This is a genomic window from Streptococcus sp. HMSC071H03, assembly GCF_001813035.1.
Lineage (GTDB): Bacteria > Bacillota > Bacilli > Lactobacillales > Streptococcaceae > Streptococcus > Streptococcus anginosus.
This window is the reverse complement of sequence record NZ_KV811159.1, coordinates 1-22,473: the sequence shown is the minus strand read 5'-3', so window position 1 is coordinate 22,473 and position 22,473 is coordinate 1. Positions and strand designations below refer to the sequence as shown.

Annotated in this window: 19 protein-coding genes and 1 pseudogene; 1 reads left to right on the top strand and 19 read right to left on the bottom strand. The window is 39.7% G+C overall.

Translation table 11 applies throughout. From position 1 onward, the window contains the following. Position 1: 1 nt before the first annotated feature. The 8 genes from HMPREF2887_RS03805 to purD all read right to left on the bottom strand — a co-directional run bounded on the left by HMPREF2887_RS03805 (position 2) and on the right by purD (position 6,954). Positions 2-757 (bottom strand): restriction endonuclease, encoded by a 756-nt coding sequence (locus HMPREF2887_RS03805; RefSeq protein WP_021001156.1) that lies wholly within the window; start codon positions 755-757, stop codon positions 2-4. A gap of 79 nt (positions 758-836) precedes the next feature. Continuing rightward, positions 837-2,483 (bottom strand): AAA family ATPase, encoded by a 1,647-nt coding sequence (locus HMPREF2887_RS03800; RefSeq protein ID WP_261673825.1) that lies wholly within the window; start codon positions 2,481-2,483, stop codon positions 837-839. Between the two features lie 107 nt (positions 2,484-2,590). Continuing rightward, positions 2,591-3,223 (bottom strand): AAA family ATPase, encoded by a 633-nt coding sequence (locus HMPREF2887_RS10465; protein WP_261673824.1) that lies wholly within the window; start codon positions 3,221-3,223, stop codon positions 2,591-2,593. After that, complete coding sequence (locus HMPREF2887_RS03795; RefSeq protein ID WP_021001154.1) at positions 3,216-3,452, bottom strand: hypothetical protein; 237 nt, start codon at positions 3,450-3,452, stop codon at positions 3,216-3,218. The genes HMPREF2887_RS10465 and HMPREF2887_RS03795 overlap by 8 nt, the downstream gene beginning before the upstream one ends. A gap of 11 nt (positions 3,453-3,463) precedes the next feature. Beyond that, positions 3,464-4,552, bottom strand: a complete 1,089-nt coding sequence (gene purK, locus HMPREF2887_RS03790; RefSeq protein ID WP_021001153.1) for a 5-(carboxyamino)imidazole ribonucleotide synthase — start codon at positions 4,550-4,552, stop codon at positions 3,464-3,466. Further along, positions 4,539-5,027 carry a 5-(carboxyamino)imidazole ribonucleotide mutase gene (gene purE / locus HMPREF2887_RS03785; protein ID WP_021001152.1) on the bottom strand — a complete coding sequence of 163 codons (489 nt, stop codon included), beginning with the start codon at positions 5,025-5,027 and terminating at the stop codon, positions 4,539-4,541. Before purE ends, purK begins: the two co-directional genes overlap by 14 nt. A gap of 237 nt (positions 5,028-5,264) precedes the next feature. After that, on the bottom strand, positions 5,265-5,699 hold the full coding sequence (locus HMPREF2887_RS03780) for a 2-thiouracil desulfurase family protein (RefSeq protein ID WP_003032062.1): 435 nt from the start codon (positions 5,697-5,699) through the stop codon (positions 5,265-5,267). Beyond that, complete coding sequence (purD, locus tag HMPREF2887_RS03775; protein ID WP_021001151.1) at positions 5,689-6,954, bottom strand: phosphoribosylamine--glycine ligase; 1,266 nt, start codon at positions 6,952-6,954, stop codon at positions 5,689-5,691. Before purD ends, HMPREF2887_RS03780 begins: the two co-directional genes overlap by 11 nt. 194 nt (positions 6,955-7,148) lie before the next feature. Here purD and HMPREF2887_RS03770 point away from each other — a divergent pair, with 194 nt between their 5' ends. After that, entirely contained in the window at positions 7,149-9,083 is a 1,935-nt protein-coding gene (locus HMPREF2887_RS03770) for a GBS Bsp-like repeat-containing protein (protein WP_057489499.1), read from the top strand. 58 nt (positions 9,084-9,141) lie between these two features. On the opposite strand, the gene purH is transcribed toward HMPREF2887_RS03770, so the two are convergent. From purH to prs, 11 genes and pseudogenes are all read right to left on the bottom strand, one after another. Continuing rightward, a complete protein-coding gene (purH, locus tag HMPREF2887_RS03765; protein ID WP_021001149.1) occupies positions 9,142-10,689 on the bottom strand; it encodes a bifunctional phosphoribosylaminoimidazolecarboxamide formyltransferase/IMP cyclohydrolase in 1,548 nt (515 codons plus the stop codon). A gap of 240 nt (positions 10,690-10,929) precedes the next feature. Then, the gene (purN, locus tag HMPREF2887_RS03755) at positions 10,930-11,484 is read right to left on the bottom strand and encodes a phosphoribosylglycinamide formyltransferase (RefSeq protein WP_021001148.1); all 555 of its coding nucleotides are present in this window, start codon (positions 11,482-11,484) and stop codon (positions 10,930-10,932) included. Next, a pseudogene (purM, locus tag HMPREF2887_RS03750) lies at positions 11,484-12,505 on the bottom strand (phosphoribosylformylglycinamidine cyclo-ligase). Before purM ends, purN begins: the two are co-directional and overlap by 1 nt. 41 nt (positions 12,506-12,546) lie before the next feature. Further along, positions 12,547-14,010, bottom strand: coding sequence for an amidophosphoribosyltransferase (purF, locus tag HMPREF2887_RS03745; protein ID WP_021001146.1), 1,464 nt, complete (start codon positions 14,008-14,010; stop codon positions 12,547-12,549). Positions 14,011-14,133: 123 nt separating this feature from the next. Then, on the bottom strand, positions 14,134-17,859 hold the full coding sequence (locus tag HMPREF2887_RS03740; RefSeq protein ID WP_084740565.1) for a phosphoribosylformylglycinamidine synthase: 3,726 nt from the start codon (positions 17,857-17,859) through the stop codon (positions 14,134-14,136). Between the two features lie 51 nt (positions 17,860-17,910). Further along, a complete protein-coding gene (gene purC, locus HMPREF2887_RS03735; RefSeq protein ID WP_084740562.1) occupies positions 17,911-18,618 on the bottom strand; it encodes a phosphoribosylaminoimidazolesuccinocarboxamide synthase in 708 nt (235 codons plus the stop codon). Positions 18,619-18,775: 157 nt separating this feature from the next. Then, positions 18,776-19,021, bottom strand: coding sequence for an acyl carrier protein (locus HMPREF2887_RS03730; protein ID WP_025271538.1), 246 nt, complete (start codon positions 19,019-19,021; stop codon positions 18,776-18,778). Further along, positions 19,018-20,016: a phosphate acyltransferase PlsX gene (plsX, locus tag HMPREF2887_RS03725; RefSeq protein WP_084740559.1), complete on the bottom strand. Its 999-nt coding sequence runs from the start codon at positions 20,014-20,016 to the stop codon at positions 19,018-19,020. Before plsX ends, HMPREF2887_RS03730 begins: the two co-directional genes overlap by 4 nt. Next, positions 20,013-20,786, bottom strand: a complete 774-nt coding sequence (gene recO, locus HMPREF2887_RS03720; RefSeq protein WP_021001142.1) for a DNA repair protein RecO — start codon at positions 20,784-20,786, stop codon at positions 20,013-20,015. The genes plsX and recO overlap by 4 nt, the downstream gene beginning before the upstream one ends. After that, positions 20,764-21,951, bottom strand: a complete 1,188-nt coding sequence (locus HMPREF2887_RS03715) for a pyridoxal phosphate-dependent aminotransferase (RefSeq protein WP_084740556.1) — start codon at positions 21,949-21,951, stop codon at positions 20,764-20,766. The genes recO and HMPREF2887_RS03715 overlap by 23 nt, the downstream gene beginning before the upstream one ends. 154 nt (positions 21,952-22,105) lie before the next feature. Further along, a partial coding sequence (gene prs / locus HMPREF2887_RS03710; RefSeq protein ID WP_148131485.1) for a ribose-phosphate diphosphokinase occupies positions 22,106-22,473 on the bottom strand: 368 nt, incomplete at its 5' end.

The window sequence follows — 22,473 nt, the reverse complement described above, 5'->3', positions numbered from 1 at the left end:
TTTACTCCTTTAAAAAATCTTTTTTTATCACACAGGGTTCCACAACTATTGCCTTGTAATCTTCTAAATCAGGATCTGTAGCAAACGGAATCGGAAAAAGAACAAACTTTTGACTGTGTAAGTCAGCTAAGGCTAAAAGTCCTCTCAACTGATATTGTGAAATACCTCTAACAACAAACTTATCTTTATCAATTCTTAAATTAAGATAATAGTTTGCCATATTTTGGGAATAAAACAAGGGAATCTGATTCGGTGCAATTGTACAATAGCTTCCTGTTACATCTCCATCTTGTATTTCCATCAATGTCCAAAAAGGTTCACCTTGAATTTTCCCATCAGGTAAAAATGCTTTCTTAAGAATACCAGCAACAATATCTGTTATTGTCGGTAGCTCATCTTCAGTCATTAGCTTTATTCCATAGGAATCGGCGAATGTCTTTGTTCCTTCTTGAAAACCAACTTTTGAAATCATTATTCCAATAATATTACCCAATCCAACATCAGATAATTTTGTCGCAAAATCCCGAATCTCTTTGATTGACACTTTATTTTTCCAATCTTTACATTCAATCGCTACTCTACACTCAACATTTAAATGAGAGAATTGATAATAGACATCAAATTCATTTGTTGCACCACTTTGTCCTTTTATAGTTACTCTCTTAGAAACTAATGTATTTTCAAAATCGTTGAGTTGTAGCAATTGTGAATACACATATTGTGCGTAGTCTTCCAACTTTTTTCCTGTATTTACCATTTTTTCTCCAATAACTAAAAATAATATTGAATATCATACATTCTTAAATCATTACAACAAATTAAATAGTATGAACCTCTTATTCCAAAATTTCACACTTCCATTGTTCAAGCTGATCTTTCGCATTTCGTACACCTGCCAGATGCTTCAAAACATGTAAATCATCTAAAAGATAAAGTAAGACTAGCAAATCTCGAGCTGTTTTTTCCCGCTCTTCATCAGAAATAGTATCGAAGAAATCAATATTCAAAACCTTAACAGGATCCTCAAAATGACTTTCACCATGTAAGACCAATCGATACATCAAATTTTCAAAATAATCTCTGTATTTTTCATCAATTTTATTTACAATCATTGGATCTGTTGTTAGCTTTGTAATATCTTGTTTATAATTAAATGTACCATATGCTTCTAAAATTTTTCGCATTGCATTACCAACGAAACTCTCAGAACTAGGTGCCCCACTTCCCGTTGCATAGGCAAATACAGTTTCAAGGAGTTCGGTATAATCATGAGTCTTCGTTTTAAATACCTGTAATTCCCCATTGACTAACTCTAATTTTTTATATTTAGACTTTTGTCCACCTTCTTTCAACTTACAAAAATCCATTATCTCCTGCAGAAACTTGTCAAAATCATACATCATCTGTTTATCATGAGTCATCAATAAAACCCTAGTGTAACTACTTCCCTTAAAAAATCTAGTTAAACAATATTTCAAATAAGAAGTTATTCCAACCTTATTTTCCATATCAAAACTAGAAATTGGGTCATCAATGACAATAAAGTATTCTTGACTATAAGCTTCTGCTAACTCTCTTTGCTGAATTATTTCAGTAAAGAAATAACATAACGCCAGTGCATTTCTCTCACCTACTGATACTCTACTAGGTTCCACAAACTTATCTCTTGATAATAAGTAGTATTTTCCATTTTGACTTCGAATAGTTAACCGATTTTTTGAAAAAAATATGTAATTCAAACTTTTATTAATTTCATCAACCGCAATATCTATATTAAGTTTTTGACTTTCTAAATCAGAAATCTGTTGTTCATAATCAATTATCTGTTCTTTTATCGTATCATAATTAGCATAGCAAGTCTCTTTCTCTACTGTTTTTTCTTGAAATTTTTTATAATCGTCTTGAATTTCATAGAAAGCTAACCCTTTATTGATTTGAAGTAGACTTTCTTTTAATTTTTGGATATCTGAAATTTCTGAGTTATGTTTGACAATGGCTTGGTTAATTATTTTAATATCATTTTTTACCTTAAGTAATTCTTGAGAAAAATCTATATCGGGTAGCTCAACTACAACATATGGGTTCTTAATTTTTTCATCAATCACTAAATTAATCTCATTAATTTTAGTATTCAAAGCATCAATACTCCTTTGATAGGAGCGAATCAAATCTGAATCTAACTGCCCATACTCAGAGAAATCTTGATTTATTTCGTCAATTTTTTTACCCATCAATGCAGACTGATGCTCTTCAACTGCTCTTGATAGGAGTTTAGTGATACCATTTGTAAGTTCAGTTTTGACATCTTCCGATACTAATTGAGTACAAAAAGGACAAATTGTTTGATATTCATCTGCAAAGAAATCCTTAACTTCTCTTAAATGATGCTCACCTTTTGTAGAATCAGATAGTAATTTCAGTAAATACTCATCCCTAGCATTCAACTCAGGTTTTTCAATTTTTTTAGATAATAAAGTTGACAATTCATCCCTGTCAAAATTAATAATAGGTAAAACTAACTCTTGCTCTATAACAACTGCTGAATCTCTTATTGAAAAATATCTCTCCTTTTTCTTATTAAAATCAGCCTCTAACTTATTTTTTTAAAAGTTGGTTGTATACTAACAAAATTTCGAACAGTATTATTATTAACAGGAGATGCCGCTCGATTTCCTTTTATTTCCCTATCTCTTTCAGCCCAATTTCCTATCCCTTTCAAGGAGTTTATCATTTCTTTTTGCCAAAAATCGGGAGACTTTTCATTGTTCTCATCTAAATATTCTTTATATTCAGAATCGTATTTTTGAAATTCAATTTTTGCTTCAGATAACTGTGCTCTCAAACTTTCAAGTTGAGCATCAATATCAATTTGTTCCCCAAAAATTACAATTGTATCCAATCCATCTTGAGCAATTCTAACTTTCTGATCAACATAATTCTCATCGAAAACAAAAATTGATTTTTTATCGATATCACTAAGTATAATATTATCATTATTCTTGTCAATAAATGATACGCTATCTACTCCACTCCAATCATTTTTTAATTGATTTATTCCACGAGCAATTGTACTTTTTCCTGAACCGTTTCTTCCAAATAACAGGCTTGCCCTATCGTTCTGTGCTTGATTTGTCCCCTCAAAATTCCCTTCAAAGAGTTCTAATTTCGTTTCATCCTCAAAGATACCTGATTTTATTTTAATTCCTTTAATTCTTTCAAACATTTTCTTCTTTGAACTCCTCTTTTCCTATCTCCACCGATGGATAATGGGACAGCTGGTTTAAGTCTGTATCCAGTGGCAGGTCATAGATTGCTAGGTAGTCTGCTGGGTACTGGGCTTGCAGTTCTTCATATTTTGTTTGGATTTTCTCAGCGTCTTTGCTGGCAAAGAGTACTTCAACGATTCCTGCTTCTCCATTTTCAATAAAGGCGTGAACAATGATTTGAATCATAACAAACTCCTCTAAAAATCTATTCCCTCACCTAGTTCTCTCACCTCATCTGGCTCATCACTAAACAGGGTCACATGTCCCATCTTACGATTGTGCTTGGCTTCTTCTTTGCCATAAAGGTGAAGGTGGGCGCTAGGGTTTTCTGCGACGTACTGTGCAGCTTGCTCCATGTGCTGGCCAAGAACATTGAGCATGACAGCTGGGGCATGAAGGGTCACTTCTGGCAGGGGCTGACCCAAAATACCCAAGATATGAGTATCAAACTGTGAGAAATCACAGGCTTCGATAGAATAATGCCCTGAATTATGCGGGCGCGGTGCGATTTCATTGACCAAAATCTGGTTGCCAGCCACAAACATCTCTATACATAGTGTACCAGAAAGTTGGACTTCTGTGGCAATTTTTCTTGCCATTTGCAGGGTCCTGTCCGCTAAATCTTGGGAAATCCGCGCTGGGACAATCGTTTTAGAAAGGATATTGTTGCGGTGGATATTTTCCTGAACAGGGAAAAGGGTCAAATCCGTGCCATTTCCAGACACAATGACCGATATTTCCATGGTGAAAGGGACAAAATCCTCCAGTACGCAAAGAGTCTTGTCTGCTAAATCACGCGCAGTCGCTAAACTTTCCTCGTCTCTGATGACCACCTGACCGTGACCGTCGTAGCCACCTGTTGCTGTTTTTAATACACGCTTGACAGAGAAATCATAATTTTCCAAGTCTGCTGATGAGCGGATAATTCGATAGGGAGCCAAATCCACGCCTGTACTTGAAAGAAACTCTTTCTCATGTACTCGGTTTTGAGAGATACGTAGCAACCTCGTTCCTTGCGGCAAATCTGCCAAATCCGCGACCGCATCCAGACTGTCTGCGTCCACATTTTCAAATTCATAAGTCAGGACATCACAGCGCTCAGCCAATTGACGAAGAGCCGCCACATCATCATAAGGCGCAACGATGACTTCACTGACACGAGCAGCTGGACAATTAGCAGCTGGATCTAGCGTAATGACTTTGTGGCCTCGGTAGATTGCAGCAATCGCCATCATTTGTCCTAATTGACCACCACCGATAATTCCAATCGTTTTAGTTGAGTTCATTGCTAGACTCCTCAGCAATTTTTCCTTGTTTTTCTGCAAAGTCAGCCAGTGCTTGAGCGATTTTAGCATCTTCAACAGACAGCAAGCGCAAAGCAAAGAGGGCTGCATTGGTTGCACCTGCTTCGCCGATAGCCATCGTTGCCACAGGCACACCGCCAGGCATTTGCACAATAGAGTAGAGCGAATCCACTCCGCTCAATGCACGAGATTTTATAGGCACACCGATAACCGGCAACGTTGTTTTAGCCGCTACCATACCAGGCAGGTGAGCCGCCCCGCCAGCACCTGCAATGATAACCTTAATACCATGTGCGCGTGCTTCCTCAGCATATCGGAACATAAGGTCTGGTGTTCGGTGGGCAGAGACCACCTTTTTTTCATAAGCAACACCGAAGTCCTCAAGAACTTGGGCTGCTTTTTTCATCGTTTCCCAGTCGGATTTGGAACCCATGATGATAGAAATAATTGGTTGCATAATTTCTCCTTTTTCAAGCCTGCCTTAGGCTGTAGAGGCGTCGTGAACTTTCTTGCGTGTGATGCTACGCTTTTCTTCTCATCTTTTCTTAAAAGCCGAGGAAAAGCTAACATCCCATCTAAAAAATCTTCTTGACTAGGTTTGTAGACCTTTGAGCTACAAACTTTCCTAAAATACCACAGCGATAACAGACATAGTTTCATAACGACCTTTGGTCGCTTGAGCTAGCGCTATACTTTATTTAATTATATCTTCAGCATCAACAACTCTGTAGCCTCGTTTCTTTAATGCTTGCGCAAAAAGACCACTGCCCTCTATTTTTCGACCAGAAAAATGACCATCGTAAATCTGGTTGACACCACAAGAGGGACTTCGGGACTGAAGAATAGCCAAGTCAATGTTTTTTTCAGCTAAACTAGACAATGTGTGATCAATTCCTACTTGAAATTCTTTATCATAAAAATTCCCATTGACATCACATGGCCGCCCTTTTAAAATCTCTACTGGCTCTCTTGGAACTGGTAAGCCGCCCGCAACTTCTGGGCACACTGCTAAGACATCTTTATCTGCAACAAAGTCAATAACAGCTTGATTATAATTATTGCCTCCATTGTACTTGCAATTTTCTCCAAGCAAACAGGCACTAACTAGTATACATTTTTTATTTTTCAAGAGCCTTGCTCCCAATATCAGTTCTGTAAAACAGTCCAGTCGTGTCTTGTTTGTCGAGTTGGGTGTAAATTTTTTCCTGCGCAGCTGAAACGCTGTCAGATGTGGTGACTAACATATAGACTCGGCCGCCATTGGACAGCAGTGCTTTGCCATTTTCACCAAACTTAGCGCCTGCATAGTAGGTGATGATATCACCGTCGGTCTTTTCTGGCAGAACCACACCTTTTTCGTAGTCAAGTGGATAACCTTCAGAAGCCACCACAACGCCCAATGTCACACCGCTGTCCGCCCAGGTCATATCTGGCTCCTTGCCCTCCAAAATGTCCGCGATGTTTTGCGCAAAATCAGAGGTTAGGCGCGACAGAATGACCTGCGTCTCTGGATCACCAAAGCGAGCATTGAACTCAATGACCTTGGGACCGTCCGCAGTCAGAATCAAACCAGCATAAAGAACACCGATATAAGGTCGCCCTTCTTTAATCATCCCCTCCAGCACTGGCTTGACAATGGTGTCAACTGCAGTTTCAACCACGCTTGCTGGCAGATGTGGTACGGGCGCATAAGCACCCATACCGCCTGTATTAGGACCCTTGTCACCGTCATAAGCACGTTTGTGGTCCTGAGCTATTGGCATGATGTAAAACTTATCACTATTAACAAAGGCAAAAAGAGAAAACTCTTCTCCTTCAAGAAATTCTTCAATAACTACGCGCGCACCAGAATCGCCGAATTTATTGTCCAGCAACATTTCGTGCGCTGCTTCGATCGCTTCTTCCACCGTTTCAGCGACTACCACGCCTTTCCCCAAGGCTAAGCCGTCCGCCTTCACCACGATTGGAGCGCCCTCTTTTTCGATATAGGCTTTGGCGGCTTCAAAGTCTGAAAAAGTTTCATAGCGTGCTGTCGGCACACCGTATTTTTTCATGATTGACTTGGCAAAGTCCTTGGACCACTCCAGTTCCGCAGCCAATCGAGTTGGTCCAAAAGCCTTGAGACCGGCGGCTTCAAAATCATCAACGATACCTGCAGCTAAAGCGTCATCTGGACCAATGAAAGTCCAAGCAATATCATTTTCTTTGACAAAGTCAATCAGCGCTGCATGCTCAGAAATCCCAATCGGAACCAACTTAAGACCGTCGAAGGTCATCCCGTCATTTCCGGGAGCAACAAAGACCTGCTCCACCTGCGGTGACTCCAACAACTTCTTAGCAATCGCATGCTCGCGACCACCCGAACCAACAACTAAAAGTTTCATGATTGCCCTCTTTACGAATTATTTATATCAATTATACCATAAATGTTCGTTTATACTTTTATTTATCGTAAAATATTTTGATAATAACGAAATCCCATTACCATTTCTAATTTTTCAATTCAGTTTTCAATTTTTTCATCTTTTCCCGAATAATCTAAATGGAACTATCCAAATTATTTATTCAAAGGAGATTTATGAAGAAATACAGTCAATTATTTTTACTATCTAGCACTATTTTGGGCGTTTTTTCTGCTCAACTAACTGCTCAAGCCTCGGAAGCAGATAATGCTCAAAAAAGCTCAAATCCAGCAATTCTTGCTAGCAACATTACCGTCAATGTTTCTGGAAATACAGCTTCTATTAACTACACACGCTCACAGACACAAGTTCCTTACACCATTTACCACGCTGTTTGGTCTGATGAAAATGGGCAAGATGACATTAAGTGGTATTCCGCGCCCCAAACACCAACTACAGCTATTGATTTGCGTCAGCACACTGGTTATGGAACCTTTCATGTTCACACTTATATCAATATCAATGGAAAAATGGTTGGTTTAAACGGAACGACTTTCAAAGTAGAAAAACCAGCTAGCGGCACGGTTTCTACAACCGTTTTAGGAAAGACTGCTCAAATATCCTTTACTCGAAACAAAGATCAAACAAATGCCAATATTTTACACGCTGTTTGGTCTGACGAAAAAGGACAAGATGACATCAAGTGGTATACGGCAGGGCAAGACACAACAGAAATTGACTTATCCAATCATAAAGGATACGGTGTTTACCATGTTCATACTTATGAAAGTAAAAACGGAAAGATGATTGGATTAAATGGCACCACTTTTAACCTTGAAAAACCAAATCCTACTATTCAGACTAGCTTTCCTGAGCCTGGTATCATGGATATTCAGATCAAAAATGTTCCTAAAACAATCTACAAACTAACTGTTCCGGCTTGGTCTGACCGCAACGGACAGGATGATCTTCAATGGTATGCAGCTACTAAAAATCCTGATGGAAGCTACAATGTTAGAGTTGAGCTAAAAAAACACAACTATGACACAGGAACTTATCACATTCATCTTTACGGAGAAAGCTATGTCAAACCAGAGTTTACTGGCTTAGCTGGAATAACTGCCCAAGTTGATGCTGATAAATTGCCTTCTGAAGAAGAGCAAAAACCATTCTTCTCTGTTGAAAATATCAATCAAGAACAAGGGACTTATACCGTCAAAGTTAGTGAAACTTCAAAGTCCAAACCGATTCAATCTGTCCGAGTACCTATTTGGAGCACGAGCAATCAAAGCAATATCAAGTGGTATGCAGCCACTAATCACGGTGATGGAACCTTTACGACAAGCTTTGATATTCGCAATCATCAAGTTTTGTCCGGAACATACACCAATCATATTTATGTGAAATATAAAGACGGTAGCGAGCATAGTTACGCAACGGATTCGGTTGCTATGTCCGCAGAAAAAATTAAAACCAAAGTATCTGTCGCTAAACGCTCAACTTATCTTTATGAAGTGACGGTGACAGATGCTTACGGCGATGGCAAGATCAGCCTACCGACTTGGTCTGAAGTCAATGGACAAGACGATATTCAGTGGTACACTGCTACTAAAGCTGGAAATGGAATTTACAAATTCACAATTGATACGCAAAAACACACTGGCAGCGGGCTTTTCCATACACATGTCTACCGCAATCTCAACGGTCAAATGATTGGACTAACAGGTACGAGCTATCAAGTAGAGAAGCCTGCTATCTCTTTCCAACCAAATTATGCCGCAGCAACGACTTATCCAAAAGGTCAATGCACTTGGGGCGCCAAAGCTCTTGCGCCTTGGGCTGGCAATTATTGGGGCAACGGTGGCGACTGGGCTGCTAGTGCCAGACGAGCTGGTTTTAAAACCGGTACAACTCCACAAGTAGGGGCTATTATTTGTTGGACAGACGGTGGTTACGGTCACGTTGGAGTTGTTACTCACGTTGCCTCAAACACACGCATTCAGATTCAAGAGGCCAACTACGCTGGAAAACAATATATTGGCAACTTCCGCGGCTGGTTCAATCCTCATGCAGCTGGACAAGGAGCAGTTAGTTACATTTATCCAAAATAAGTCCCTCTGAACAACTTTAAAAACCTTGGAAAATCAATCCAAGGTTTTTATACTATTTTCAATGTCTAAAATGCCGTACGCCTGTAAATACCATGGCAATACCGTATTTATCAGCCATATCGATTGATTCTTGGTCACGAACTGAACCACCAGGTTGGATGATGGCTTTCACACCTGCAGCAGCAATTTCTTCAACATTATCCGCAAATGGAAAGAAAGCATCACTAGCAAGAACAGCACCGTCAAGACGGTCTTTGGCTTGGTCAAGCGCGATACGAACTGAAGCCACACGGTTTGTTTGACCAGGGCCAACACCAAGTGTCATGTGGTCATTTGTCACAATGATACCGTTAGATTTCACGTATTTGATTGCTTTCCAAGCAAATTCAAGCGCAGTTTTTTCTTGCTCGTTTGGTTGGCGTTTGGTTACAACCTTCCAATCAGCTGGATTTTCTTCGATAACATCTTGGTTTTGCACTAACAATCCACCGACAACACCCGTGTATTCTTTTTCAACTTGGCTAGCTTCTTGAGCTTCAAATGGCAATTGAAGAATACGCAAATTTTTCTTCTTAGTTGTCAAGATTTCAAGGGCTTCTTCTGAATAACTTGGTGCAATGATGATTTCAAGGAAGATAGCGTGCATTTTCTTAGCTGTTGCGGCGTCAACTTCACGATTCAGCACAACAATACCACCAAAGATTGAAACTGGGTCTGATTCATAAGCGTAGTCCCAAGCTGTTTCAATATCATCAGCTTGTCCGATACCACACGGGTTCATGTGTTTAAGAGCAACAACGGTTGGACGGTCTTTGAAATCACGGATAATGCGGATTGCAGCATCAGCATCACGAATATTGTTAAAGGACAATTCTTTCCCGTTCAATTGTTTAGCAGAAGCAATCGAGTAGTCCGTTGGCAAAGCCTTTTGGTAGAAATCCGCGTCTTGTTGAGGGTTTTCACCATACCGCATGGGTTGTTTCAAATCATAAGTGAGGGTGAGTTTTTCGGGTTTTGTTTCTCCGACTTGTTTTGTGAAATATTCCGCAATTAAAGCGTCGTAAGCTGCTGTGTGACGGAAAACTTTGGCTGCCAAGCGCTGACGCGTTTCAAAGTTTGTTTCACCATTAGCTGTCAATTCATCTAAAACAACAGCGTAATCAGCTGGGTCAACGACAACTGTAACACTAGCATGGTTTTTAGCAGCAGAGCGAAGCATGGATGGACCACCGATATCAATGTTTTCAACCGCATCAGCATAAGTCACATCTGGTTTCAGAATAGTTTCTTTGAATGGGTAAAGGTTAACCACAACAAGGTCAATCAATTCAATGTGATTATCTTTTGCAGCTTGAAGGTGGCTGTCAAGGTCGCGACGAGCCAAAAGGCCGCCGTGAATATTTGGATGAAGTGTTTTCACACGACCGTCCATCATTTCTGGGAAGCCCGTTACATCATCAATGGCGATAGTATCAACGCCTGCTTTATCAAGCGTAACTTTTGTTCCGCCAGTTGAGATAATATCCCAACCAAGTTTTTTTAATTCTTGAGCAAATTCAACAATGCCCGCTTTGTCTGAAACACTGATTAGTGCACGTTTTGTCATTTCAGTCCTACTTTCTACTTCTTTTTGTAAAATATAAACCACTCAATAGCAATACTGGCAATAAGCCCGATAGAATAAGCCAAGCAAAGGCGTAACGGATTTTCAAGATTACCAAATAAGTACATTTACTATAAAGGCAACGACAATAAAAGTTAATACAAACACCAAAATCTTTTTTATCATCATAATCTCCTTATAAGGCAGCATACTAATAGCTAACTACGCTATCAAATACACGGACTACTTTTTCTTAACTCCTAAGCTCTCCAAAACATCTGGATAGAGTTTATACTCTGCTTCATGAATGCGAGCTTCAAAACTGTCAATGGTATCATCAGCCAGACGAGGCACACGAACTTGTTTAATCACTTTTCCCGTGTCAACACCATTGTCAACCCAGTGAATGGTAACACCAGATTGGTCAACACCTGCTTCCCAAGCATCATCAATACCATGAGCCCCTGGAAATTCTGGCAGATAAGCTGGATGGATATTGATAATGCGACCTTGATAGGCAGCCAGCAAGGTTGGGCCAACGATTTTCATGTAACCAGCTAGGCAAACAAGATCAATAGCATATTTTTTCAAGAGGTCAATGATAGCCTGCTCATAAGCAATTTTGTTGTCAAATTCCTTGAGTTCAAAGGCGTAACTTTTGATACCAAGATTTTTAGCACGCTCCAAGACATAGGCATCACGATGGTCAGAGAAAACAAATTCTACTGGGAATTGCTCGCCGATGACCTGAAAATTTGACCCATTACCAGAAGCGAAAACAGCAATTTTTTTGCTCATTATTTGATCACCACACTTGCGTCAGCTTTTTCACGATACGCCCAAGCTCATAAACAGGCTCATCAAGGACTTCCTTGACACGGTCAACCTTTTCAGGACTGACAGCCAGCATGAGCCCGATACCCATGTTGAAGATTTCAAACATTTCGTCGTGCTTCAGCTCACCATATTTTTCAAGCGCCTTGAAGATTGGCAGAACTGGCACCTTGTCTTCTTCGATTTCAGCAGCTAAATCATCCGCAAACATCCGTGGAACATTTTCAACGAAGCCGCCACCAGTGATGTGAGCAATACCGTTAACCAATTCTTCTTTGATAAGCGGAAGCACCGCTTTGACATAGATACGTGTTGGTTCAAGCAGCACTTCTTTCAATTTTTTGCCTTCAAGTTCTGGAAGTACTTCTTCACCTGTATAATCAGCAAAGACACGGCGGACAAGAGAATAACCGTTTGAATGGATACCGCTGGAAGCCAATCCCAGTAGCACATCTCCTTCTTTGACTTTTGAGCCATCGATGATTTGTGATTTTTCAGCGATACCAACCGCAAAACCAGCTAAATCATAGTCGTCTTCACCATACATACCAGGCATCTCAGCCGTTTCGCCACCGATAAGAGCTGCACCAGATTGAACACAACCTTCCGCAACACCTGCAACGACTTGTTCAAGTTTTGCAGGTTCATTTTTACCCGTAGCAATGTAATCTAAGAAGTAAAGCGGCTCTGCCCCAGCTGCAATGATGTCGTTGACACACATGGCCACACAGTCCTGACCAATGGTATCGTGTTTGTCGTACTTGATAGCCAGCATGAGTTTTGTTCCCACACCATCAGTTCCTGAAATCAAAACAGGTTCTTTCACGTCGAGCTGAGACAAGTCAAACATCCCACCAAAACCGCCAAGAGCGCCCATGACGCCAAGACGTTCGGTGCGCGCAACGTGTTTTTTGATCCGTGCAACAACTTCATAACCCGCTTCAACATCAACACCAGATTGAGCGTAAGCATTTTTTGTCATAATATTTTTCTCCTTTTGGGAAATAGCAGAGCTATTAAACAGTTCTATTTATTTTCATTAACTTCATGAATATAGAAACTTGTTTTTTCTTCTAAGCTCTTGAGGTAAGGTTCTTCGTAATCGTAAAGTGGTGTTGGATACTTACCGTCAAAGTAAGCTACACACAAACCACCATTTGGCGCATCTGTATCAAGACCGATTGATTCAATCAAACCGTCAATTGACAAGTAAGTCAAGCTATCAGCACCGATAATCTCACAAACTTCATCTTTGGTATGATTAGCTGAAATCAATTCACGACGATTTTGAATATCGATACCGTAGAAACATGGGTATTTCAATTCTGGACTACCGATTGCCACATGAACTTCTGTCGCACCAGCTTCACGAAGCAAACGAACGATACGGCGTGATGTAGTTCCACGCACGATAGAATCATCAACCATGACCACGCGCTTACCTTTAACAACACCAGATACAGCTGAGAGCTTCATGCGAACACCTTGCTCACGCAAATCTTGTGTCGGTTGAATGAAAGTACGTTGTGTGTACTGATTTTTCACCAAGCCCATTTCATTTGGGAGACCTGATTCTTCAGCAAATCCCATTGCTGCTGAAAGTGATGAATTCGGTACACCAACAACAATATCAGCTTCATGTTGAAATTCCTGTGCCAAACGTTTCCCCATATTTTTACGAGCCGTGTGAACATTGACACCATAAATATCACTGTCAGGACGTGCAAAATAAATGTATTCCATTGAACAGATAGCAAGCTGTGTATCATTTGTGTAAGTGTCATACTGAATGCCATTGTCATCAATGATAACAAGTTCTCCTGGTTTTACATCACGAACCCATTTAGCACCAACCACTTCAAAGGCACACGTTTCACTTGATACTACCCAAGCACCATTTGCCATTTGCCCAATTGACAAGGGACGAAAACCATTTGGGTCAAGCGCAGCAATCAACTTATCTTCTGTCATCAAAAGGTAAGCAAAGCCACCTTTGACAGTGTTCAACGCTTCTTTGACTTTACCGATAAATTCAGGATTATGGCTACGGCGAATCAAATGCATTAGAATTTCAGTATCAGACGAAGCATTAAAAATCGCTCCTTGGTCCTCCAGTTCTTTTTTCAGCGACAAAGCATTTGTCAGATTTCCATTATGACAAAGGCCAAACTGTTCATCTGTAAAATTGTAAAGAAATGGCTGAATGTTGTTAATAGAAGCTGAGCCTGCTGTCGCATAGCGAACATGTCCAATTGCAGCATGCCCGGTCAATTTTTCCAAATCGGCAGGATTTTTAAATACTTCTGAAAGTAGACCTGTATTACGGTACTGAAGAAGTTTGCCCTTATCGTTTGTCACGATACCAGCACCTTCCTGACCGCGGTGTTGAAGACTATGGAGTCCAAAATAAGTCACTTGAGCAGCTTGAGGATGTCCCCAAATCCCAAAAACTCCACATTCTTCATTAAGAGATTTCACTTCGTATGTCATTTTCACCTCGATACAAAGGCCATTAAGCATCTAATCAAAATAGAAGAAATCCTGTTTTTCTAAGTTCTTTTTGATACATTGCTTAGCCCGTGTTCAGTACAGCATATCAACTGCTGTGCTTGATTATTCCCCTGTAAAGTATTTCACAGCGCTACGGAACAAGTGTTGGTCTTTATTTCCTGGGATATTTTGGAAAAGACCGTCTTCCCAGCGTTCTGAATGTCCCATTTTACCAATGATTTGACCGTTCTTGCTGGTAATCCCTTCAATCGCATTAATAGAACCGTTTGGATTGTATTTAGAATCCATACTTGGTTTACCGTCAAAGTCAACATATTGGCTGAAGATTTGTCCATTATCACGAAGTTCTGCAAATTCTTCATCTGTTACGACGAATTTACCTTCACCATGTGATACTGGAATAGCATGAACGTCACCCACTTCAACACCAAGAAGCCAAGGTGAATTCGTATTGGCAATACGTGTTTCAACCATTTTCGCCACGTGTTGGTTAGCATCATTGTAGAAAAGAGTTGGGCTTGTTTCAGTCGCGTCTTCAAAGTTACCATATGGAAGCAGACCTGATTTCACAAGTGCTTGGAATCCATTACAGATACCGATGATAAGGCCACCTTTTTCAATAAAGCTGTCAATAGCTGCGCGGACTTTTTGGTTCAACAAGATGTTGACAATGAATTTAGCCGAACCGTCTGGTTCATCAGCAGCTGAGAAACCACCTGCAAAGAAGATGATGTTAGCTTTACTGATATTGTCAACCATTGTGTCAACAGATGCTTCAATAGCTGCTTCATCAAGTGTTACAAATGGTACCAAGTTAACTTTTGCACCTGCTTGTCCAAAGGCTTTAGCTGAATCGTACTCTGAGTTTGTACCAGGGAAGACTGGAATGTAAACAAGCGGCTCTGCCACTTTCTTACTTGCTTTAATGACAGCATCGGAAGCAACTGCTGGAACATCTTCAAGTTTAGTACTTTGTTCAAATTCAGTTGGGTAAACATCTTCGAGTTTGCTTTTAAAGGCTGACAAAAGTTTATCGCCCACAAGGTTGACACCGTTGACAGTAAGTGTAAAGTCAGCTGTAGTTTCACCGATTTTGCTAGCTTCAGCGATTTCTTCAGTAGATGTAAAGATAAAGCCACCGAGTTGTGCTGTCAGGCTAGTCGCAAGCTCTGCCAATTCTACTTTAGCACCGATATGGTTACCAAAAGCAGCAAGTGCCAAACTTTCCACCACACCACCGTATTTAACAGCTGAAGCTGATGTGATAGGATGTGCTTTTTGAATCGCTTCAAATTTAGCAAAGTTAGCTTTAATCAAGTCAAAATCGATGTCTTGTGAAATAGCTTGCCCTGGAATGTAGTAAATGTATTCACCAGCTGTTTTAAATTCTGGCGAAAGAACATTACGACTATCAGCTGTTGTCACACCAAAGGCAACCAATGTTGGTGGTACTGTCAATTCTTCAAAGGTACCAGACATTGAATCTTTACCACCGATTGATGGTAAACCTAGTTGTAATTGTGCTTCGATTGACCCAAGAAGGGCTGAAACTGGTTGTCCAAAGCGTTCAGCTTGTTTATCCATACGTTGGAAATACTCTTGATAAGAAAAGCGTGCTTTAGACCAATTCGCACCAGTTGCGACCAAACGAGCTGTCGCTTCGATAACAGCATAGGCAGCACCATGATATGGTGACCATTCTGCAATATATGGGTTAAAACCTTGTGCCATAACGGAAGCTGTTGTTGTTACACCGTTTTGAACAGGAAGTTTTTGAACTGAACTTTCTGTTGGTGTGATTTGATAACGACCACCAATCGGATGGTTAACCGTTGAACGACCAACAGAACTATCAAAGATAGTTTGCAAACCTTTTTGACTAGCATGGTTAAGATCTGAAAGGACATTTACAGTGTCAGCTTCAAGTGTCGCAGCTGATGTTGTGCGTTGTTCTGGCAAATCAACTTGACTGTCAACGACATTGGCATCAACCACCACGCGCACACCGTTTGTATCAAGGAAACGACGTTCAATATCAACGATTGTTTGACCATTCCAAGTCATAACAAGGTTTGGTTTTTCCGTAACTGTGGCAACCACTACCGCATCAATATTTTCCTTGTGACATTCAGTGATAAAAGCATCAACATCTTTCGGACGAACCACAACAGCCATCCGTTCTTGTGATTCAGAAATGGCAATTTCAGTTCCGTTAAGCCCTTGGTATTTAAGTGGTACTTTATTCAGATCAATTTCAAGACCGTCAGCTAATTCACCGATAGCTACACATACACCACCAGCACCAAAGTCGTTTGATTTTTTAATGAGGCGAGTCACATTACCATTGCGGAAAAGACGTTGAATTTTACGTTCTTCAATGGCATTCCCTTTTTGAACTTCTGCACCAGCCGTTTCAACAGATTCAACTGTTTGAACCTTAGATGAACCAGTTGCACCACCGACACCGTCACGACCAGTTTTACCACCGAGAAGAATAACCACATCACCAGCTTCTGGTTTCTCACGAACAACATTTCCCTTAGGAGCTGCACCGACAACGGCACCGAGTTCCATACGTTTAGCGACGAATCCTGGGTGGAAATATTCTTTAACATAAGTTGTGGCAAGACCGATTTGGTTACCATATGAAGAATAACCATGTGCCGCTGTTTTAGAAATCACTTGTTGTGGCAATTTACCAAGACGTGTTTCTGAAATTGGTGTTGTAATATCACCAGCACCTGAAATACGCATCGCTTGATAAACATAAGAGCGTCCTGATAATGGGTCGCGGATTGCACCACCGATACAGGTCGCCGCACCACCAAATGGTTCAATTTCCGTTGGGTGATTGTGTGTTTCATTCTTGAACATCAGAAGCCATGGTTCTTTAACACCGTTCACATCCACTTCAATTTCAACAGAACATGCATTAATTTCGTCTGACACTTCCATATCGTCCAAGCGACCATTCGCACGTTCATAACGACCAAAGATTGTCGCCATGTCCATCAATGTTTGTGGTTTTTCAGAACGTCCAAGTTCATCACGCATAGCAATATATTTATCATAAGTTGCCTGTAGTTGTTTTTGGAATTTAGACGCTGAGAAGTCAATATGCTTCAGCTCAGTTTCAAAAGTTGTGTGGCGGCAATGGTCTGACCAGTAAGTATCCAACACTTTCAATTCTGTTTCCGTTGGCACGCGCCCGATGTATTTGAAATAATCTTGGATGAAGACAAGGTCATCCACTTCCATTGCCAAACCTTGTTCCGCCTTGTAAGCCGCAAAATCTTCAGCTGTATAAGTCTTGAAGAAATCAAGATTTGGAATCGTTTTGTCCGACTCTGAAAATGCTTGCGGTGCAATTCCTGTCGTAATATCTTTAAAACGAGAATCTACTGGATTAAGAAGATAATTCTTAACCGCATCAAGTTCAGCAGTATCAATATCTTTGTTAACAAGATAAAGTTGAGCCGTATTAACCGTTACATCATTACTGCTGCCAAGAAGGAGTAATGCTTCTTGTGATGAAGCCGCACGCTGATCAAATTGACCTGGAAGTGATTCGATGGCAAAGAAAGCATAGTTAGCAAGTTCAGCAACCACATCACTTTCAGCCAAAATAGTATCAGTTACCTGTTCAGAGAAGATGTGCTTTTCAGCACGCTCAAAAAGCGAATCTGCCAAGCCAAACACATCATACACTTGAATAATACGCAAATCGGTCAAACTCGTTAATTGAAGATTGTGTTTGAGTTCTTTAACAAGCGCCTGAGCCTTAATGTTAAAATTTGATTTTTTCTCAACGAAAATTCGTTTATTCATTTTTTACCCTTTTTAGAATTCTTTTTTCTACTTAATTAGAAATCACAGTTTTTAGTTAAGCCCTTTGAGTTTTTCAAGGACAACTTCGTAAACATCTGTCAAACTACCTAAATCACGACGGAAAACATCTTTATCCATGTGATGACCTTCAGCATCCCAAAGACGGCAGTTATCTGGTGAAAATTCATCCGCAAGAATAATTTTGCCATCTTTGTCCTTCCCAAATTCCAATTTGAAATCAATCAAATTAAGACCAATTTGGCTGAACCAATCTTTCAAAAGTTCATTAATACGACGTGTTTCTGCTTTAATATAAGCAATATCTTCATCACTTGCAATATCAAGGAATTTTACGTGCTCATCATTGATAAATGGGTCATCCAAATCATCATTTTTGTAGTAAAATTCAACGATTGGAGTATCTAATTCAATACCTTCTTCTACCCCAAAACGTTTTGAGAATGAGCCTGCAGTGACATTACGCAAAACAACTTCAAGTGGAATGATATCCACTTTTTTATTCAATTGTTCGGTTTCTGACAATTGTTTAACAAAGTGAGTTGTCACACCTGCTTCATTCAATTTCGTAAAAATGAAAGATGAGATTTGATTATTAAGAACGCCTTTACCTTTAATCGTCTCTTTACGAGCACCATTAAGCATGGTCGCTTGGTCTTTGTAATGTGCAATAATAAGATTTTCATCATCTGTCAAAAATAAATCTTTAGCTTTTCCCGAATATAACAAATCACCTGTCATTTTAATATTCGCCTTTCACATTTTTCTGACTTAAGTCTATCATATTCAAAAAGGATTTTCAAGAAAATACCGTATAATATTCGCAAACATCAAAAAACAGCTGGGGTTTCAGCTGTTTTCTCATATTTCCTTTATTTAGTCAATAAAAAGTTCGTTTTTATGCTTCCTTCAAATTTTTCTGCACACAAGCGACAACATCACTCACATTCTTCAACTCATCTATATCTTCGTCTGAAATTTCAATACCAAATTCATCTTCCACAGTTAGAATAAATTCCATCAAATCAACAGAATCTGCTTGTAAGTCATCTTTCAAACTAAGTGTTTGAGAAACTTGAAATCCCTCACCACGACTTTCCTGAATAATTTCTACGATTCTTTCGTAAATTTCTTGTTCTGTCATTTTGCCCCTCCCGAAAATTCATTTACTGCTTTTCCTACAACATCCGTTTCCAACATTGTACGAATTTGACGAATCGTGCTGTAAACTGCTTTTGCATCACTCGCTCCATGTGTTTTCACAACAGGTGCTTTTACTCCAAATAAAACAGCACCACCTACATCAGAATAATTTAAACTACTCTTCAAAGACTTTAGACTGTCTTTCAGCAACACTGCACCTAGTTTTGCTTTCCAGCCACCGTCCAAAATGGATTTCTTGAGCTGACTCATAATTCCCATGGCTGTTCCCTCCATGGATTTCAACACAGCATTCCCTGTAAATCCGTCCGCTACCACAACGTCTGCTACATGATCCATTAAATCACGCGCTTCCACATTTCCAATAAAATTTAGCGAGGAGTCCGCTACTAACAAATCATACACTTCCTTACGAAGCGGATCACCCTTGCTCGCTTCTGTCCCATTATTTAAAAGCCCTACGCGTGGTTGCTTGATTCCACGGACATTTTCAGCATAAAATGACCCTAAAATAGCATACTGATGTAAATGATGAGCTGTATTTTCCGCATTAGCCCCCAAATCCAACATATCAAAGCCTTTGCCATCTGTCGTTGGTAATGTGGACATCAAACCTGGACGATCAATATTCTTGATACGTCCGACGATGAAGAATCCCGCAGCCAAAAGCGCTCCCGTATTTCCAGCAGAAAGTACCGCATCTGCTTCTCCGTCCTTTACTGCCTTTGCTGCCAGCACCATACTAGCATTTTTCTTCTTGCGAATTGCTTTAGTTGGCTCATCATCTGAATTGATTTTTTCATCTGTATGAACAATACGAACCCGCTCAGCTACTGTTAAATACTGCTTGATTTTTGCTTCATCTCCATAAAGGATGACTTCAATATCCGAAAAATCGTTCAGTGCTTGATTGACTCCCTCTACAATAGATTGTGGAGCATAATCGCCACCCATGGCATCAATCGCTATTTTTTTCATTTCGACTCCTTATTCTTTAAAATTTCTCCCCAGTCTCCCAGAGAATCAATAAATTTTTTTGGCTTTAGATGAATCCCAACATATTCTTCATAAATTTGATCAATCACTTTTCGTAATTGTCGTTTTAACTCAGGATTCAAAGAAATGGTCTCCAATTCACTATATTGAATCGCTTGAAATTGGTCTAATAAGTAAGGAATGTTGGGATCCAAATGACTCCGTCTCTCGTCTTTGTTGTAATGTTCCGAGCATAAAACGCCGTTATAAGTAAAAGAAAAATCAAACGGCAATCCTACTCGGTGGCAAAAGCAGCATTCATGGAAATTCAAAGAAATTCCAAAACGTGACAAAATTTGAATTTCAAAAATATTGGTCAGCACCTCATAATCCAAGCCCTGCTCCATCAATTCCAACGTTTTTTGCAAAAAAGCAAAGAGAGCCGAATCTATTTTATTATCCTGAATACTGGCGTCTGCCAGAGCTACCACATAAGTTGCATAAGCCATTGTAAACAAATCATGATTGATATGCTGGAAAGTCGTAACCTCTTGATAATCATCGATATAACTCAAACCGTCATCATTTATTTTCATCAAAAAATCGGCCACTACCAATGGTTGGACAACCGGATTCAACTTAGAATTTCTAGCATGTTTCACGAAAAACATTCGCTTACCAGCTTGCTCTGTGAAAATTTTGACCAGTTTATCATTTTCTCGGAAATTACGATTATAGAGAACCAAACCTTTACTTGTGATGGATTTCAGCATACTCCTCCATATATTCCTTAAGCCGCTTCATAGCTTCTTTTATCGTATCCATGCTGGCCGCATAAGAAAGACGTATATAACCTTCCCCATACTGACCAAAAGCAGCACCAGGAATGAAAGCAACTGCTTTTTTTTGTGCAAAATCCTTCAAAAAAGCAAAAGAATCTTGATTATAGTCAGCTGGAATTTTAGCAAAAATATAAAATGCACCATTTGGCTTGATAATCTTAAAGCCCAATTCTGTCATTTTTTCGATAATGTAATCGCGACGCTCAATATATTCCCTTTTCATTGGCTCTGCATCGTCTTTACCCGCTATCAATGCCTCCACTCCTGCAAATTGAGCCATCGTGTTTGCGGCTGTCACCAAGTATTGGTGGCTTTTAATCAATTGAGCCGTAAAAGCAGCTGGAGCAAAGGTGAAGCCTAGACGCCAACCTGTCATCGCGTGTGATTTAGACAAACCATTGATTACAATCGTTTGCTCTGGTAAAAATTCTGCAATAGATACATGTGGTTGCTCGGTATAAGTCAACTCAGAATACACTTCATCACAAACAACAAAGACGTCATACTTTTTCAATACATCGGCTAACGCAGCCATTTGTTCTCGTGAATAAGTCACTCCTGTCGGATTAGCTGGATAATTCAAAATCACCGCTTTAAGCTCATTACCTTGCTCCAAGATAACCTTTTCCAGCATTTCAGGTGTTAAAACAAAGTCATTTTCTGTGGTATCAATCTCGACAATTTCTGCTCCCACAAGATTCACAATTGGTTCATATCCTGGATAAGCAGGTGCAGGCAAAAGTACCTTGTCTCCTTCTTCTAAGATAGCTGTCAACGTAGCAGATAAAGCTTCGGTTGCCCCAATTGTCACTAAAATTTCTGTTTCAGGATCATAAGAAAGATTGTATTTTTCGTTTACAAATTGACTGGCTGCCTGACGCAATTCTAACAACCCACTCATGCCCGTATAATGACTCTCGTTTGCATCAATTGCCGCTTTCGCAGCTTCTTTTACATGATCTGGAGTTGTAAAATCGGGCTCTCCCAATGTCAAACGAAGAACTCCAGGAATGCTCGAAATAGATTGATCAAATTGCCGAATCAAAGAAACTTCAATTTTACCTAAATTTTTGTTAAAACGTTTCGTCAAATCCATATTTTACCTCCAAAATCTGATAGAACTATTATACTATAAAACCTAAGTCATAGCAAAAATATCATAATATTGAGAAAATTCATCACTTATCATCTGATTGAAGCAAAAGAATCACTCCAGCTATCAGAGTGATTCCTATCTAGATGTTCTTACATTAAAGAGCCGTTAAAGTTTCAAATAATGGCGAAAGAGGACGTTTTTCATGGATACGTACAATCGCCTCTGCCAAAAGATGAGCAATTGAAATTTGTTCAATTTTATCAATTAAACGTTCTTCCGGCAAATAAATTGTATCTAACACGACCAATTTTTTAATCGCTGATTTTTGAATATTATCCATAGCAGGGCCCGAAAGTACTGGATGAGTACAGCTTGCATAAACTTCTACCGCACCTGCATCAGCAAGTGCATCAGCAGCATGGCAAATTGTCCCAGCTGTATCAATCATATCGTCAATTAAAATACAAGTTTTGCCTTCTACTTTACCGATGATATTCATCACTTCACTCGTATTCATCTTAT